2 protein-coding genes (1 of these 2 only partly in view) are annotated in these 19,246 nt (G+C 74.8%); both read left to right on the top strand.

The features are described 5' to 3' along the window. Positions 1-13,298: the 3' portion of an SDR family NAD(P)-dependent oxidoreductase gene (locus AC0680_RS07925; RefSeq protein WP_478625879.1), read on the top strand. 10,909 nt of this gene lie to the left of the window's left edge; only the last 13,298 of its 24,207 coding nucleotides appear in the window; its start codon lies beyond the left edge, outside the window; its stop codon occupies positions 13,296-13,298. After that, entirely contained in the window at positions 13,295-19,246 is a 5,952-nt protein-coding gene (locus AC0680_RS07920; RefSeq protein WP_478625878.1) for an SDR family NAD(P)-dependent oxidoreductase, read from the top strand. The genes AC0680_RS07925 and AC0680_RS07920 overlap by 4 nt, the downstream gene beginning before the upstream one ends.

Here is a 19,246-nt window from a genome sequence, read left to right as displayed (position 1 = left end):
GCACCGAGCGGTGGAGCGCCGCGGACCTGCCCGACATCGCCTACACGCTGCAGGTCGGCCGCGAGGCGATGACCGCACGGTTCGCCGTGGTCGTCGACACGCTGCCCGCCCTGGTCGACGCGCTGGACGCCTGCGCGCTCGGCGGCGGCCTGCCCACGGGCGCGTACCTCGACGCGGGCGGCGAACGGGGCGGCGCGACCCGGGACTTCCTCACCGACGAGGACTTCCAGGAGACGGTCGTGCGCTGGGCCCGGCGCGGCAAACTGGCGCCGCTGGCCGAGGCCTGGACCAGCGGCCTGACCGTCGACTGGGCCCGCCTCCACACCGAGGGAGCCACCCGGCACAAGGTCGCACTGCCCGGCTACCCGTTCGCCCGGGAGCGCTACTGGTACACCGACGGACTGCCGGAACTCGCGGACGCCCCCGCCGCGTCGGGCGACGCCGCGCGGCAGCCGGCCGCCCCGCGCCCCGTCGCGACGGCCGCGCCCGCGACGACGCCCGCCGCGACGGCCCCGCCCGCCCAGCCGGTCCACTCCTACGAGCTGCCCGCGGGCGACCTCACCCTGCACCCCGTCTGGGAGCCCGCCCGGCTGCTGCGCGGCAGCCCCTACCCGTCCGCGGCCTCCCGGGTGGTGGCGATCGGCCTCGAACCGGACGTCCTCGCGGAGCTGACCGCCCGCCGCCCGGAGACCCTGGTGCTGGACACCACCGGCGCGTCGTCCGCCGAGGAGGTGCGGGACGCACTCGCCCGCCTGGGCGACGACTTCGACCACCTCGTCCTGCAGTTCCCGACCGCGGCCGCCGCCGACGGCGCCCAGGCGCAGATCGGCGCCCAACGCGCGGTGATCCGGCGGATGTTCCGCGTGCTGAAGGCACTGGCCCTCACCCGGGACCAGCAGCGGCTCGGACTGACCCTCGTGACCCGCGACGCGTTCGACGCGGGCGGCTCCCGGGCCGCCGACCCCGCCCAGGCGAGCCTGCACGGCCTGATCGGCGGTCTGGCCAAGGAGCAGCCGCACTGGCGCATCCGCGCGGTCGACCTGGCCGACGGCGAACCGTTCGTCGCCGACGAGGTCTTCGCGCTGCCCGCCGACCGCCGCGCCCACCCGCTCGCCCGCCGCGGCGGCCAGTGGCTGCGCCGCCAGCTCCTGCCGGTGGACGCCACCGAGCCGCCCGCCGAGCCCGTGCTGCGCCGCAACGGCGTCTATGTGCTCATCGGCGGCGCCGGCGACCTCGGCCTGCTGCTCAGCGAGTACCTCGTACGGCAGCACGACGCACACGTCGTATGGGTCGGCCGCCGCGCCGAGGACGAGGACATCCGGGCCAAGGCGGCCCGGGTCGGGGCGGGCGGGCGCAGCCCGGTCTACCTCTCCGCCGACGCCTCCGACCCCGGCGCGCTCGCCCGCATGCGGGACGAGGTGGTCCGCCGCCACGGCCGGATCGACGGCGTGGTGCACCTGGCGATGGTGTTCAGCCACACCCCGCTCGCCCGGATGACCGAGCAGGAGCTGGAGGCCACCCTCGCCGCCAAGGTCGACCCGTGCGTGCACTTCGCAGACGTCTTCGCCGGCCACGGCCTGGACTTCGTCCTTTTGATCTCCTCGCTGGTCAGCTTCATCCGCAACTCCCACCAGGCGCACTACTCGGCGGCCTGCGCCTACGAGGACGCCCGCGCCGACGCCCTGCGCGCGGCGCTGGACTGCCGGGTCAAGGTCGTCAACTGGGGCTACTGGGGCAACGTCCCCGACGAGCTGCTGCGCGAGGTGACCTCCATGGGGCTGGACCCGATCGACCCCGCAACGGCGATGGGCGCACTGGAGCGCCTCCTGGCCGGCCCGCTGCACCAGATCGGCTTCATGCGGCTGGGCCGCCCGCTGCCCGTCGAAGGGGTGCTCACCGCGGAGACGCTGACCCCGCAGGCGCACGGTGCGGCGGCCCGCGGCGGCGCCGCGGCCCTCGCCCCGCCCACCGACCTGGCCGCGTACCACGCGGGCCCGGTCCCGGGCGAGATCGACGCCTGCCTGCTCCGCCGCCTCGCCGCCGAGCTGCGCCGGGCGGGCCTTGCGGACCCGCGCCACGGCCTGGCCGAGTGGAAGGAGCGGCAGGGCGTGGCCGCGCGGTTCGACGGCTGGCTCTCGGCCACCCTGCGCGTGCTCGCCGAGCACGAGGTCATCGACGCCGAGGGCCGCTGGAGCACCGGCGGCCCGACCGCCCAGGACGCCGACGCCTGCCGCGCCGACTGGGTCGCGCGCACGCCCCGGTGGGCCGCCGCCAACCCCGATCTGCGGGCACCGCTGAACCTGCTGGACCAGACCCTGCCCGCGCTCGCCGACATCCTGTGCGGCCGGGTGCGCGCCACCGACGTGCTGTTCCCCCGAGGGGCGTTCTCCCTGGTCGAAGGCGTCTACCGGGACAACCGCGTGGCCGGGCACTTCAACGCCGTCCTCGCCGAACACGTGGCGGCCTTCCTGCGCGCGCGCCGGGACGCCGATCCGGGGGCCCGCCTGCGGGTGCTGGAGATCGGCGCGGGCACCGGCGGAACCACCGGCCCCGTGCTCGACCGCCTCGCCCGCGAAGGGCTGGACCTGACCGAGTACTGCTTCACCGACCTGTCCCAGGCGTTCCTGCAAAGCGCCCAGGACACCTTCGGGCCGGGCCGCGACCACCTCACGTACCGCGTCTTCGACGCGGCCAGGCCGCCGCACGCCCAGGGGCTCGACACCGGTGCCTTCGATGTCGTCATCGCGGCCAACGTGCTGCACGCCACCGACAACATCCGCCCGGCCCTGCGGCACGCCAAGGCGCTGCTGCGCGGCAACGGTCTGCTGGCCCTCAACGAGATCAGCGGCTTCTACCTCGTCAACCACCTCACCTTCGGCCTGCTGGACGGCTGGTGGCTCTACGACGACGCCGAACTGCGCGTGCCCGGCAGCCCCGCGCTGTCGCCGGAGGCCTGGCAGCTCGTACTGGAGCAGGAGGGCTTCACCGGCATCGGCCACCCGGCGCGGGACGCGCTGGCGCTCGGGCAGCAGGTCGTCGTGGCCCACAGCGACGGTCTCGCCCGCAGCCCGCGCCCGACCTCCGAGGCGCCCGAGGCGAGCGGCGCTTCGGCCCGGCCCCCGGCGGACACCGCCGCACCGGCCCCCGGCACCGCCCCGGCTCCGTCCCCCGCCCCCGCCGTGGCCCGGACGGTCACGGACGTGGTCCTGGCCGAGCTCGCCGACGCGCTGCGGATGCCCGCCGACCGGATCAGCCCGGACCAGGCGTTCGCCGACTACGGCCTCGACTCCATCGTCGGCGCCCGGTTCGTCCAGCGTCTCAACGAGGAGCTGGGGACCGACCTGCTGACCACGGTCATCTTCGACCACCGCAGCGTGGCGCAGCTCGCCGCCCACATCGCCGACAGCCACCGGCCGCAACTGCCGGCCCCCGCCGCACCGACCCCCACCACGCCGGCACCGGTGCCCGCACCGGACACCACCGGAGCCGCACACCGCCCCGAAGGGCGCGAGCCCATCGCCATCGTCGGGATCAGCGGCCGCTTCGCGCAGTCGGACGACACCGACGCCCTCTGGCAGCACCTCGCCGCCGGCCGCGACCTCGTCGGCCCGGTCGAACGGTGGGACCTGTCCGGCTACGGCCGGGACGAACTGCCCTGCCGCACGGGCAGCTTCCTCGACGGCATCGACCGCTTCGACGCCCGCTTCTTCCACCTGACCGGCCTCGAAGCCACCTACACCGACCCCCAGCAGCGGCTGTTCCTCGAACAGGCGTGGGCGGCCATCGAGGACGCCGGCTACGCGGGCTCCTCGCTGGACGGCCGCCGGTGCGGCGTCTACGCCGGCTGCACCGGGGGCGACTACCCGCAGTGGTTCGAGGGCACGCCGCCCGCCCAGGCGGCATGGGGCAACGCGCCCTCGGTCGTACCGGCGCGCATCGCCTACCACCTGAACCTCCAAGGCCCCGCCGTCGCGGTCGACACCGCCTGCTCCAGCTCACTGGTCGCCGTCCACCTCGCCTGCCAGGGCCTGTGGACCGGCGAGACCGACATGGCCCTCGCGGGCGGCGTCAGCGTCCAGACCACCCCGGACACCTACCTGGCGGCCGGCCGCGGCGGGATGCTCTCGCCCACCGGCAAGTGCCACACCTTCGACGCCGCCGCCGACGGATTCGTCCCCGGCGAGGGCGTGGGCGTGGTGGTGCTGCGCCGGCTGTCCGACGCGCTGGCCGACGGCGACCACATCCACGCCGTGATCCGCGGCTCCGCCGTCAACCAGGACGGGGCCACCAACGGCATCACCGCCCCCAGCGCCCTGTCGCAGGAGCGCCTCATCCGCCGGGTGCACACCGAATTCGGCATCGACCCGGCCGAGATCGGCATGGTCGAGGCGCACGGCACCGGCACCCAACTCGGCGACCCCATCGAATGCCAGGCCCTGGTCGGCGCGTTCGGCACCGCCGGCGGCCGCGACACCTGCGCACTCGGCTCGATCAAGACGAACCTCGGTCACACCACCTCCGCCGCGGGCGTGGCGAGCCTGCTCAAGGTCGTGCTCTCGCTGCGCCACGGCCAGATCCCGCCCTCCCTCCACTATCACGACCCCAACCCCGCGATCCGACTCACCGAAAGCCCCTTCCACGTGAACACCACGCTGCGGCCGTGGCAGCCCAACGGCCAGGGAAAGCGCGTCGCGGCCCTGAGCGCGTTCGGCTTCAGCGGCACCAACGGCCATATGGTCGTGGAGAACGCCCCGGACCGTGACGAGCGCCGACCCGCCCCGGGCGAGCTGCTGTTCGTCCTGTCCGGTCAGCAGCCCGAGGCGCTGCACCGCCGCGCCGAGGACCTCCTGGCCCACCTGCGCCGCGCCCCGGACACCCCCCTGGGCGACGTCAGCTACACACTGGCGGTCGGCCGGGACCACTTCACCCACCGCGCGGCCTTCGTCGCCGCCGACCGTGAGGCGCTGGCACATCAGCTGGCGGCCTGGCTGGCCGGCGGGCGCGGCGACGCCGCCGGCCGGCGCGGCGACAGCGCGCCGGAGCGCGCCCGCGACCGCTACCTCAGTGGCGAAGCGGTCGACTTCGCACCGCTGTTCGCGGGCCTCGACGTGCGCCGCACGCCGCTGCCCACCTACCCGTTCCAGCGCAAGAGCTACTGGCCGGCGGCCGGCGCTCCGAGCCGGCGCCACCGGGCCCCGGAGGCCGCGGACGGCCCGGTCGCGGCGCCGTCGCCCGAAGCCGCCCCGTCGTCCGAGGCCACCCGGACGGCTCCCGCGCAGCGGACGCCGGACACGGACGAGGCGACCGTGCGGTACCAGGCCGGCGAGCTGCTGCTGGCCGAGCTGTCCCGCGTGCTGATGATGGAGCCCGACGAGATCGACCCGCAGGCGTCGTTCTCCGACTACGGCGTGGACTCGATCCTCAGCGTCAAGCTCGTCGCCGCGGTCAACCACGCCTTCGCCGTCGATCTGCCGAGCACCGCACTGTTCGAACACAGCTCGCTCGACCGGCTGACGGACCACCTGGTCACCCGGTACGGGCCGCAGTTGCGGTACTCGGCCGTCGAGGCGCCGTCGGCAGCCGCCCCCGCCGCGGCGCCGGCCGCCCCGGCTTCCGTCCCTTCCGCTCCTGAGGCCTCCGCGGCCTCCGCGTACGCCCCGGACACCCGGGACACCCCGGACGACGACGGCATCGCCGTGGTGGGCATCGCCGCCCGGTTCGCGCAGTCGCCCGACGCCGCCGCCCTGTGGGCACACCTCGCCGCGGGCGACGACCTGGTCGGCGAGGTCACCCGCTGGGACCTGGCCAAGGAGCTGGGCGCGGGCGCCGAGCGCCAGTACGGAAGCTTCGTCGACGACATCGAGCGCTTCGACGCCTGGTTCTTCCGGATGTCCGGCAAGGAGGCCACCCACACCGACCCGCAGCAGCGCATCTTCCTGGAGGAGTGCTGGCACGCCCTGGAGGACGCGGGCTACGCCGGTGAACGGCTCGACGGCCGCGGCTGCGGCGTCTACGTCGGCGGCTCGCCCAGCGACTACCAGCAGCTGATCGGCGACGACGCGCCACCGCAGACACTGTGGGGCAACATCTCCTCCGTCATCGCCTCGCGGATCTCCTACTTCCTCGACCTGCAGGGGGCCGCGCTGTCGGTCGACACCGCCTGCTCCAGTTCGCTGGTGGCCGTGCACCAGGCCTGCCAGGACCTCCGCCTGGGCAACACGTCGATGGCGCTGGCGGGCGGGGTCTTCGTCCAGTCCACGCCGATCTTCTACCGGTCCGCCGTGCGGGCGAACATGCTGTCCGCGCGCGGCCGCTGCCACACCTTCGACGAGCGCGCCGACGGCTTCGTGCCGGGGGAGGGCGCCGGCGTCGTCGTGCTCAAGCGGCTCGCCGACGCGCTGCGCGACGGCGACCAGGTCTACGGAGTGATCCGCGGCTCCGGCATGAACCAGGACGGCACCACCAACGGGCTCACCGCCCCCAGCGCCGGATCGCAGGAACGCCTCCTGCGCAGCGTCCACGAGCGTGCCGGCGTCGACCCCGCCGGGATCCAGCTGATCGAGGCGCACGGGACCGGCACACCGCTGGGCGACCCCATCGAGTTCGAGGCGCTGCGCGCCGCGTTCGGCGACGCGCCCGAGGGCGGCTGCGCCCTGGGGTCGGTCAAGACCAACCTGGGGCACACCCAGTTCGCCGCGGGCGTGGCCGGCCTCATCAAGGTGCTCCTCGCGCTCAGGAACGAGCAGTTGCCCCCGTCGCTGCACTTCCGCCGGCCCAACCCGGCGATCACGCTGGCGGGCAGCCCCTTCTACGTCAACACCGAACTGCGCCCGTGGCCCGCACCCGCCGACGGTCCGCGCCGGGCCGGCGTCAGCTCGTTCGGCGCCGCGGGCACCAACGCGCACGCGCTGATCGAACAGGCCCCCGCCGTGCGGACCGCCGGGCACGCCCCCCGGCAGGCCTGGTTGATCGTCCTGTCGGCTCAGGACGACGCCGGCCGCCGCGCCCAGGCCGAGCGCCTGCTGGAGCACGTCCTCGCCCACGAGGACCTGGACCTGGGCGACACCGCCTACACCCTGGCGACCGGGCGCCGCCACTGCAGCCACCGCTGGGCGGGCGTGGTCACCGACCGCGAGCAGCTCGCCGCCGTCCTGCGCAGCTGGCTGCGCGACGGCCGGGCCGAGCACGTGGTCACCGGTGAGGCGCCCGACGGACACCGCCGCCAGGACCCCGCGGCAGCCGCCCGCGCCGCCCGCCTGATGGCCGGGCCCGAGGACCACGACGGCCTCACCGAACTGGCCGGGCTCTTCGCACAGGGCCAGGATCTGCGCTTCGCCCCGCTCTTCGGCGCCGGCGGCTTCCGGATCGTGTCCCTGCCGGCCTATCCGTTCGCCGGCGAGCGCTACTGGGTCGGGTCGCGTCCGGCGGCAGCCGCCGCGCCCCCGGCACCCACCCCGGCCGGCGCCCCGGATCCGGTCGCGGCCCCCTCGCCGCTGGCCGGCCGCCGGCTGGACCGCGCTCCCGGCTCGCCGTCCTTCGCCGTCGAGCTGACGGGCCGTGAGTTCTTCCTCGACGACCACCGGGTGCGCGACGTGCCGGTACTCCCCGGCGTGGCGTATCTGGAGCTGGCGTACGCGGCGGCCCGGGCCGAGGGCATCGACCCCGCCCGAGCCCGCCTGCGCAACGTCGTCTGGTCGCGCCCCGCGACGGTGACCGGCCCGACCCCGCTCGAGATCGCGCTGCGGCCGGGCGGCGACGGCGCCCTCGCCTACGAGATCACCACGGCGGCCGGCGGCGGAGCGCCCGTCGTCCACGGGCAGGGACGCATCGAGCGCTGCGCGCCGCCGTCACCCGCGCGCCTGGACATCGCCGCGCTGCGCGCCCGGTGCGAGGTGCGCACGGTGGAACACGACGACTGCTACCGGCTCTTCGACCGCATGGGCATCGGCTACGGCCCGGCCATGCGCGGCATCCGGCGGATCCACGTCGGCGCCGGGCTCGCCGTCGCACGCCTGAGCCTGCCGCCGGCCGCCGGGGACGGCGCCGGCTGGGACCTGCACCCGTCGCTGCTCGACGCCGCCGTGCAGGCCACCCTGGGCCTGTCACTGGCCGAGGACACCGACACCGATGCCGACACCGCGGCGGCACTGCCGTTCGTCGTGGAGGAGGTGCAGCTGCTCGCCCCCGGCCCGGCCGACGGATGGGCCGTGGTGCGACCCGCGGCGGGCGACGGCGGCGGAGCCGTCCGCCGCATCGACATCGAACTCTGCGACGACGAGGGCGCGGTGTGCGTCCGCCTGCTCGGGTTCACCGCACGCGTGCTGCCCGCCGGCGACGACCCCGCCGCCGGCCAGGACTCCGCGGGCGGCGACACCGGGGGCGACGACACTGGGAACGCCACGCTCACCCTGATGCGCGCCGGCTGGCGCCCGGCCGAGCCCGCCCGTGCGGCGCGTCTGCCGGAGCGGCACGAGGTGCTGCTCGGCTCGCTCACCGGGACCGACCCCGAAGCGGTCCGCGACGCGCTCGGCGTGCCGTGCACCGCGCTGCCCGCCGACGGCGACCTGGCCCGGCGCTTCACCCGCCAGGCCGAGACGGTGCTGTCCCGCCTCCAGCAGCTCGTCCCGGCGACCCGCGACGGGCAGGTCCTGCTGCAGGTCGTCGTGCCCGCCGACGGCGACGACCGGGTCCTCGCGGGCCTGGGCGGCCTGCTGCGCACGGCCCGTATGGAGCACCCCAGGCTGCTGACCCAGCTCGTCGAGGTGGAGACACCGCTCGACGCCGCGACGCTGTGCGAGCGCCTGCGCCAGGACGCGGCGAGCCCCGACGACGAGGCCGTGCGGTACTCCGGCGGGCGGCGCCGGGTGCCGCAGTGGAGCGCCGTCGAGGACGCCCGGCCGGTCCGCCCGTGGAAGGCCGGCGGCGTCTACCTCCTCACCGGGGGAGCCGGCGGACTCGGCGCCCTGTTCGCCCGCGAGATCGCCCGGCAGGCGCCCGGCGCCGTCCTGGTGCTCTGCGGGCGCTCGCCGGAAGGCCCCGATCAGCGTGAACTCCTGCGCGAACTGCACGCCTTGGGGGCGTCGGCCGCCTACCGGGAGCTGGACGTCGCCCGACGCGACGCCGTGACCGCCTGCGTGCGGGGCGTCGTCGCCGAGCACGGTCGCCTCGACGGCGTCGTCCACACCGCCGGTGTGGTGCGCGACGGCTACCTGGCCCGCAAGAGCGCCGATGAGCTGCGGGCGGTCCTCGCCGCCAAGGTCGCCGGCTTCGTCCACCTCGACGAGGCCACCGCCGCCCTCGACCTGGACTGCTTCATCGGGTTCTCCTCGCTGTCGGCGTACGGCAACCAGGGCCAGGGCGACTACGCGGCGGCCAACGCCTTCATGGACGCCTACGCCGGCCTCCGCCACGAGCGGGTGGCCAGGGGCGAGCGCCGCGGCCGCACCCTGGTCGTCGGCTGGCCCCTGTGGGCCGACGGCGGCATGCGGGTCGACGCCGCCACCGAACGCCGCCTGCACGACAGCGTCGGCATGGTGCCGATGCGCGCCCCGCACGGCGTGAACGCGCTGGAACGCGCCTTCGGCACCGGCGACCCGCACGTCCTGGCCGTCTTCGGCGACCGCGCCCGCATCGACGCCACCCTCCTGGCGGCCCCGCGGTCCGCGGGCGCCGCACCGGCGGTGACCGCACCCGACCGCGCCGCCCTGCGCGCGGTGGTCCTCGGCCGCGCCCTCGGCCACGCCGCCGCGGTGCTCGGCGTGCCGTCGCAGGAGCTCGACGGCGCGGTGGGCTTGAGCGAGTACGGGTTCGACCCGGTCTCGCTCACCGCGTTCGCCGCCCGCCTCACCACGGAGTTCGGGCTCCCGCCCGTGCCCAAGCCCTTCGCCGCACACCTGACCCTGGGAGAGGTCGTGGACCATCTGCTCGACAACCACCCGGACCGCTTCGGGACACTCCCGCCGGCTCCCGCGCCCGAGCGCGCCCCCGGGCCCGCAGGCGCCGCCGCGCCCGCCGCGCCCGCCGCGACGGCAGGCCGGGAGCAGCAGCACAAGGCGCTGCTGAAGCGGCTGATCGCCCGCGTGTCCGGCCTGCTGGACGTGCCCGCCGAACGGATCACCGGTGCGGCGGAGATGACCCGCTACGGCTTCGACTCCCTGTCGTTCATCGGCTTCGCCAACGAGCTCAACGCCGAGTTCGGGCTCTCGCTGGCCCCCACCCTGTTCTTCGAGAACCCCACCCTGGACGGGGTGGTCGACCACCTCCTCGACCACCACGCCGACCGCGTCGCCGCCACCGCGGCACCGCAGTCACCCCCGCGCGCGGCGGCCCCCGCCGCCCCGGAGGCCGCCACGGCCGTCACCACCACGTCCGCCGCACAGGCGCCCGGCGACGAGCCGATCGCCGTCATCGGCATCAGCGGCCGCTTCCCGATGGCCGACGACCTCGACGCGTTCTGGGAGAACCTCAGCGCGGGCCGCGACTGCACCCGCGAGGTCCCCGCCGACCGCTGGGACTGGCGAGCCCACTACGGCGACCCCCTCAGGGAGCCCAACACCTCCCACGTGACGTCCGGCGGTTTCATGGACGGCGTCGGCGACTTCGACCCGCTGTTCTTCGACATCTCCCCCAAGGAAGCGGAGCTGATGGACCCGCAGCAGCGGCTCCTGATGCTGTACGTGTGGAAGGCACTGGAGGACGCCGGATACTCGGCGGGCGCCCTCGCCGGCTCGAACACGGCCCTCATCGCCGGCACCACCAGCACCGGCTACAGCACCCTGGTCACCCGGTACTCGCCGGTGATCGAGGGGTACGACATCACCGGCGCGGCCCCCTCGATGGGCCCCAACCGGATGAGCTACTTCCTGGACCTGCACGGCCCCAGCGAGCCCGTCGACACGGCCTGTTCGAGCGCGCTGGTGGCCCTGCACCGGGCCGTCCAGGTCCTCCGCGACGGCCAGTCGGACCTGGCCATCGCCGGCGGCGTCAACACGATGGTCAGCGTCGACGGGCACATCAGCATCTCCAAGGCGGGGATGCTGAGCCCGGAGGGCCGCTGCAAGACCTTCTCCGACCGCGCCGACGGCTATGCGCGGGGTGAGGGCGTGGGGATGCTGGTGCTCAAGCGCCTGTCGGCGGCCGAGCGCGACGGCGACCACGTCTACGGCCTGATCCGCTCGACGGCCGAGAACCACGGCGGCCGGGGCAGCTCCCTGACCGCGCCCAACCCCAAGGCCCAGGCCGCCCTCCTGAAGGAGGCGTACGGGAAGGCCGGCATCGACCCGCGGACGGTCGGCTACATCGAGGCGCACGGCACCGGCACCAAGCTCGGCGACCCGGTCGAGATCAACGGGCTGAAGGCGGCCTTCCGTGAGATGTACGAGGAGCAGGGCGCGGTGGTGGAGCAGGCCCACTGCGGTGTCGGTTCGGTGAAGACCAACATCGGTCATCTCGAACTCGCCGCGGGTGTCGCCGGCGTGATCAAGGTGCTGCTGCAGATGCGGCACCGCACGCTTGCCAAGAGCCTGCACTGCGACACCGTCAACCCCTATATCGACCTCGACGGCAGCCCGTTCCACCTCGTGCGCGAGCAGCAGCCCTGGCCGGCGCCGCGCGACGCGGAGGGCCGTGAGCTGCCGCGCCGGGCGGGAGTCAGCTCCTTCGGCTTCGGCGGCGTCAACGCCCATGTCGTCCTCGAGGAGTACCTGCCGCGCACGGCAGACGAGCCGGACCGGACGCCCACCGCACCCGTCCCCGTCGTCCTGTCGGCGAGCCACCCCGACGTGCTGTGCGCACTCGCCGAGCGCTGGGTGGACGCGCTGCGCCGCGGCGACTACGACGACACCGACCTGGCGTCGATCGCCTACACCGCGCAGACCGGACGCACCCCCATGACCGAGCGCCTGGCCTGCCTGGCCCGCACCACCGGCGAACTGAGGGAGGCACTGGAGTCCTGGCTGCGCGGCGAGCCCGTGGCCGGCGTCTTCCGCGGCACGGTCCCGCGCGGCGTCGACCTGCCGGACGCACCGGCCGGGTTCGGCCCGCACGACGACCGCTCGGCCACGGTCCGGCCCGACTGGGCCCGCCTGCTCCAGGCTTGGGCCGACGGCGCCCCCGTCGACTGGGACCGCCTGCACACCGGGCGCCGCCCGCGCCGGATCGCCCTGCCGACCTACCCGTTCCGCCTCCGGCGCTACTGGGTCGACACCACGCGCCCCGCGAACGGCACCCAGCCGGCGACGTTGCACCCGCTGGTGCACACCAACACCTCCGACCTGAACGGGACCCGCTACACCTCGCACTTCACCGGCCGCGAGTTCTTCCTCGCCGACCACCGCGTCCAGGCCCGGGTGATGGACACGGTCTCCACCTGGCGGCCCGGCGGCCGGCCCACCGCCTCCGACGGCCCCGTGGCCGCCGTACCGGTGCTGCCGGCGGTGGCCTACCTGGAGATGGCGCGCGCCGCCGCCGCCTCGGCGGCCGGCGGCGACGCACACGCCTGGTCGCTGAAGCTGGCCTCCTGGCTGCGCCCGCTCACCGTGGAGCGGCCGACCGACGTGCACACCACGCTGACCACCCGGACCGGCGGCGGACTGGGCTACGAGGTGTACGCGCTGGGCGAGGACGGCGAACGCGTCGTCTTCGGCCGCGGCCAGCTGCGCAGCGCGCCCGCCGCGCCCGCCGAGCGGCTCGACCTCGCCGCCCTGCGCGCGCAGTGCGACGGCCCCGTGCTCGACGCCGAGGCCTGCTACGCGCGCTTCACCGGCATCGGCATGGCCTACGGCCCGGCACTGCGCGGCATCGAGCGCCTGCACACCGGCTCGCGGCAGTCGATGGCGCGGCTGCGGCTGCCCGCCGCCGCGTCCCGCGAGAGCGGCCACGTACTCAACCCGGCCATGCTCGACGCCGCCCTGCAGGCCACGGTCGGCCTCTTCGTCGACGACCCCGGCACGCCGCGCACGGCACTGCCGTTCGCCCTGGCCGAGCTCGAGGTGCCCAGGGCGGTCCCGGACACCGGCTGGGTGGTCGTCCGCTTCGCCGAGGACGACCACGTGGGCGCGGTGCGCCGTCTCGACCTCGACCTGTGCGACGACGACGGCGAAGTGTGCGTACGGCTGCGCGGCTTCAGCGTCCGCACGCTCGGCGGCGGCGAGCCCACCGCTGACGGCGGGCCCGCCCGGCTCGCCGAACCGGCATCCGAGCCGCCGTCCGATTCCGACGACGCCCACCTGCTGGACCTGATCGAAGCCATTGGCCGGCGCGAGATGAGCGCGGACGAATTCAAGAGGAGCCTGGCATGAGCACCACCCACATCGCATCCCTGGACGACCTGCACCGGCTCATACGCGAGGGACAGGTGGGACAGGACGAAGCGCTCCGCCTGATCCGCGACTGGAAGCAGGCGCAGCAGCAGGCACCGACGCCGGCCGCCCGGCCCGCCGAGGCCGCCGACACCGAGGCCCTGACGGAGCGGGTCTGCGCCGTCGTGGTGGAGAAGGTCTGCGAGCTGCTGAAGGTCACCCCCGACGACCTGGACGTCAACGTCGACCTCAGCGAGTACGGGCTCGACTCCCTCGTCATCACCCAGCTGGTGAACATGGTCAACGACGCCCTGGGCCTGGAGCTGGTGCCCACCGTGCTGTTCGAGCACGCCACGATCCAGGCCTTCGGCGCCCACCTGGCCGACGAGTACGGCCCGGCGCTCGCCGCCCGCCTGGGGCTGCGGCCCCCCGGCGCCGCCGTGGAGCCGCCGGCCGCGGAGCCCGCCGCCATGGAGCCCGTCGGCCCGCCCGTGCCGGCCGCGGCCCTCCCCGCACGGGCCGTACCCGTCCCCGCGCCCGCCGACCGGCCGGACGACCCGATCGCGGTCGTCGGCATGAGCGGCCGGTTCCCCCAGGCCGAGGACCTCGACGCGTTCTGGCGGAACCTGCGCGAGGGCCGCGACTGCATCGCCGAGGTCCCCGCCGACCGGTGGGACTGGCGTGCCCTGTTCGGCGACCCCTTGCAGGAGCCGGGCCGCACCAACGTCAAGTGGGGCGGCTTCATGGACGGCGTCGCCGACTTCGATCCGCTGTTCTTCGGCATCGCCCCGAGGGACGCCGTCCACATGGACCCCCAGCAGCGCCTGCTGATGCTGTACGTGTGGAAGGCGCTGGAGGACGCCGGCTACGCCGCCGACGCCCTGGCCGGGAGCAGCCTCGGCCTGTTCGTCGGCACCAGCGACACCGGCTACGGCCTGCTCTCCGACCGCAGCAGCGGCCGGGGCGACAGCGTCACGCCCACGGGCAGCGTGCCCTCCGTCGGCCCGAACCGGATGAGCTACTTCCTGGACGTGCACGGGCCGAGCGAGCCGATCGAGACCGCCTGTTCGAGTTCCCTGGTCGCCATGCACCGCGGCGTCGTCTCGATCGAACGGGGCGAGTGCGACATGGCCGTCGTCGGCGGCATCAACACCATGGTGATCCCCGACGGCCACGTCAGCTTCGGCAAGTCCGGGATGCTGAGCCCGGGGGGCCGCTGCAAGACCTTCTCCGACCAGGCCGACGGCTATGCGCGGGGTGAGGGCGTGGGGATGCTGGTGCTCAAGCGCCTGTCGGCGGCCGAGCGCGACGGCGACCACGTCTACGGCCTGATCCGCTCGACGGCCGAGAACCACGGCGGCCGCTCCAACTCCCTGACCGCGCCCAACCCCAAGGCCCAGGCCGCACTGATCCGGCGCGCCTACCGCGCCGCCGGCATCGACCCGCGGACGGTCGGCTACATCGAGGCGCACGGCACCGGCACCAAGCTCGGCGATCCGATCGAGATCAACGGGCTGAAGGCGGCCTTCCGTGAGATGTACGAGGAGCAGGGCGCGGTGGTCGAGGAGGCCCACTGCGGTGTCGGTTCGGTGAAGACCAACATCGGTCATCTCGAACTCGCCGCGGGTGTCGCCGGCGTGATCAAGGTGCTGCTGCAGATGCGGCACCGCACGCTTGCCAAGAGCCTGCACTGCGACACCGTCAACCCCTATATCGACCTCGACGGCAGCCCGTTCCACCTCGTGCGCGAGCAGCAGCCCTGGCCGGCGCCGCGCGACGCGGAGGGCCGTGAGCTGCCGCGCCGGGCGGGAGTCAGCTCCTTCGGCTTCGGCGGCGTCAACGCCCATGTCGTCCTCGAGGAGTACCTGCCGCGCCCCGCGCCGGCGGTGAGCACGCCGGACCCCGTGGCCGTCGTCCTGTCCGCCCCGGAGCCCGAGACGCTGCGCGCCAGGGCCCGGCAGCTGGCCGACTGGATCGACGCGGGCCGGCTCGGCGAACCCGACCTGCCGGACCTCGCCTACACGCTGCAGGTGGGCCGGGTCGCGATGGACGAGCGACTCGCCTTCCTGACCCCCTCGCTCGCCGACCTGCGCGAGCGGCTGGGCGGCTTCCTCGACCGCGGCACCGCACAGGGCCTGCACACCGGCCGGGCACAGCGCCAGGGGCCGTGGAACGAGCTCGCCGGCGACGACGACATCGCCCTCGCCATCGACAGCTGGATAGCCAAGGGCAAGCTCGGGCGCCTGCTCAAACTCTGGGTCACCGGCTTCGACGTGGACTGGCAACGCCTGTACGCCGGCCGGCCGATGCGGCGCCTCCCGCTGCCCGTCTACCCGTTCCAGCTGCGGCGCTACTGGATCGCCGACGCCCAGCGCGCCACGCCGAGCACACCGCCCCCGGCACCGGTGGCCGCGGCGCCGGCCGCACCACCGGCGCCCTACCGCAGCGAACTGACCGGGCACGAGTTCTACCTGCGCGACCACCGCGTGACGGACACGCCCGTCCTGCCCGGCGCCGCCTACCTGGAGTTCGTCCGCGACGCGCTGGTCCGGGCCGCGGACCACGGCACCGCCACGGGCGTGCGCCTGCGCGACGTCACCTGGCTGCGCCCCCTGGAGGTGACGGCGCCGCGCACCCTCACCGTCGAAGTGCCCCCGGCCGGCGGGGCGTTCGAGGTGTACGCCCAGGGCGACGGCGACCGCGTCCTGCACGCGACCGGCACCGCACACACCGACCCCGCCCTCCTCGCCGCCGACCACACCCACGACATCGACGCACTGCGGGCGAGCCTCCCCTCCCGGCACGAAGGCGCCGAGTGCTACGCGCTGTTCGCACGGATGGGCCTGGAGTACGGCCGCGCGTTCCGGGGCGTGCAGGAGCTGTACCACGGTGCGGACACCGCCCTTGCGCGCCTGCGCCTCCCCGAGGAGGCGGCGGCCCCGTCGACGCTCAACCCGGGCATGCTCGACGCCGCCCTGCAGGCGACCCTGGGACTGTCGCTCGGCGAGCACGGCGACGCCCCGGAGGGGACGGCGCTGCCGTTCACCGTGCGCGAGGTGCAGGTCCTGGCGCCCACTCCGGTCGAGGGCTGGGCGCTGGTGAGCCGGGCCGCGGACGACCGCCGCGACTCCGGCGTACGCCGCCTGGACATCGACCTGTGCGACGCACGGGGCAACGTCTGCGTACGGCTGCTGGGCTTCAGCACACGGATGAGGCCCGCCCCGGAGCCCCGTGCCGCCGAGCCGGTCACCGAGCCCGCCCTGCTGATCCAGGCGGACTGGCGCGACAGCGCGGCACCGCGGCACCACGGCGACGACGTCGAGCGGCACGTCGTGCTGTGCGAACTCCCGGCGACGGACGCCGCCGCGCTCGCCGCGGCGCTGGGCGGCGCCACCTGTGAAACCTGGCAGGCCCGCGGCGAGATCCCGGCCCGCTACACCGAGTACGCCGAGCGGTTGCTGGAGCTGCTGCGCGACACGGCGACCACCCGTGCGCCGCGCCTCATCCAGGTCGTCACCCCCGCGCACGCGCCCTGGCTGGGCGGGCTGAGCGGCATGCTGCGCACGGCCCGCATGGAGCACCCCAAGCTGCTGACGCAGTGGATCGAACTGGACGGTGACGGCGAGCTGTCCCCGGCGCAGCTGGCCGGACGGCTGCGCGGCGACGGTGCCGACCCGGCCGAGGAGGCCGTGCGCTACCGCGCCGGACGCCGGCAGGTGTCCCACTGGCGCGAAGTGGCACCGGCCGCCCCCGAACTGCCCTGGCGCGACGGCGGCGTCTACCTGCTGACCGGCGGCGCCGGAGGTCTCGGGGCCCTGTTCGCGCAGGACATCGCCCGGCGCGTCTCCTCGCCCGCCCTGGTCCTGTGCGGCCGCGGCCCGGCCGGCCCGGCACAGCGGGAACTGCTCACCACCCTGCGTGCCCTGGGCGCCCGCGCCGACTACCGGGTGCTCGATGTCGCCGACCGTGCCGCCGTGACCCGGGCCGTACGCGAGGTCCAGGCCGAGTACGGCGCGCTGCACGGCATCGTGCACGCCGCCGGAGTGCTGCGCGACGGCTTCGTGGCCAGGAAGACCGCGGACGACCTCCGCGCGGTGTTCGCGGCCAAGGTGGCCGGGCTGTACCACCTCGACGAGGCGACCGCCGCCGTCCCGCTCGACTGCTTCATCGGCTTCTCCTCCATGGCCGCCTTCGGCAACGTCGGTCAGGCCGACTACGCCGCCGCCAACGCCTTCATGGACGGATACGCCGCCCACCGCGCCCTGCTGGTGGACCGGGGCAGCCGGTCGGGCCGCACCCTGATGGTGAACTGGCCGCTGTGGGAGAAGGGCGGCATGGGCGCCGACCCGTCGACCGTCGACCTCCTTCAGGCCGTGGGCATGCGGCCGATGCGGGCATCCGTGGGCGTCGAGGCCCTGGACCGCGTCTGGGCGGCCGGCCTGCCCGGCGCCATCGCCCTCGACGGCGACCACGCCCGGATGCGGGAGCGCTTCCTGGCGGCGCGACCCGAGCCGGAGGCCGCTGCCGAACCCGCGCCGGCCCCCGAGCCGACGCCGACCGTCGCAGCGGCCCCCGAGCCGACGCCGACCGTCGAACCGACGCCGACCGCCGCACCGGCCGACGAGCCGGCCGAGCCGCAGGCCGTGGGAGACCTCGTCGCGGAGCTCATGGCGACGCTGCTGGAGGTCGACGTGGCGACCCTGCGGTGGGACAGGTCCCTGGGCGACTACGGCTTCGACTCCATCTTCATGATGCAGTTCCTCACCCAGGCGCAGACCCACCTCGACGCCTCCCTCACCCTCGACGTCATCGCCGGCTGCCAAACGCTGCAGGAGGTCGTCGACGCGATCACCGGCACGGCCGCGGCCCCGGAGCCGGCTGCGGTTGCCGAGGCCGAACCGGCTCCGGCCGGGCCCGCCCCCGCGCCCGTCGCGCCGGCCGAGGCCCCGGCACGGCGCGCCGAGCCCGCATCGCCGGGCGACTTCCCCGAACTGGTCCGCATGAACGGGGTCACCTCCGGCCGGCCGGTGTTCTGGATCCACCACGGCAACGGCGGCGTGGAGTCCTACGCCCCGCTGGCCGCACGCTGCCCGCGCCCCTTCTACGGCATCCAGCCCAAGGGCTGGATCGACTCCACCGACATCCTCACCGGCCAGTACGCCATGGCCGAGCACTACGCCTCCCTCATCCTCGCCGTACAGCCGGAAGGCCCCTACGACATCGGCGGGTTCTCCCTGGGCGGCCTGTTCGCGTACGAGACCGTGCGCCAGCTCCAGCTGAAGGGCGCCGACGTGCGCACGCTGGTCATGCTGGACACGCTGGACGCGGCCTCCACCAACAAGGCCAACGCCCTCATCGTCGGCGGGAACTTCGACGCCGACGTGGTCACCAAGGTGAGCGACTTCCGCGCCGTCAACCTGATCCTCGGCAACAACCGCTTCGACTCGCACGGCGGCGCCAGCCCCATCCTGCGCCGCGACGAGGTCGACACCACCCTGGACACCAAGGCGTTCCTCGACTCCCTGATCGCCGCCGCCCTCGACCGCGGCGTCAGCAAGACCGAGGCGCAGCTGCGCTCCCGCGTCCGTCAGCTGTCCCGCTACTTCGAGGCCACACAGGGCGAGAAGTACACGGTGGACCCGCTGCCGCGGCGCGACGGACTGCGCTGCTACTACCTGCGCAACCGGGGCGGCAAGTTCTTCGGCGCCTTCGAGGAGCACATGGTGCTCTTCCCGAACCCCGACCTGCCCACCGTGGACGGCATCGCGTACTGGCAGGAGTGGGCCGACCAGATCGACGACTTCTTCACCATCGACGTCGACACCTCGATGCACGCCGAGGTCATGACGGCCCCGCGGTCGCTCGACAAGCTGATGCGCCTCGGCGACCGGCTCTACGCCGCCGAGGACGCCACCGTCCCGGCGACCGACGCGCAGGGAGGCCGCTGA

It is taken from the genome of Streptomyces sp. NPDC043738, from assembly GCF_056436545.1.
The sequence above is the reverse complement of the archived record's forward strand: the minus strand, read 5'-3'. Positions and strand labels throughout refer to the sequence as shown.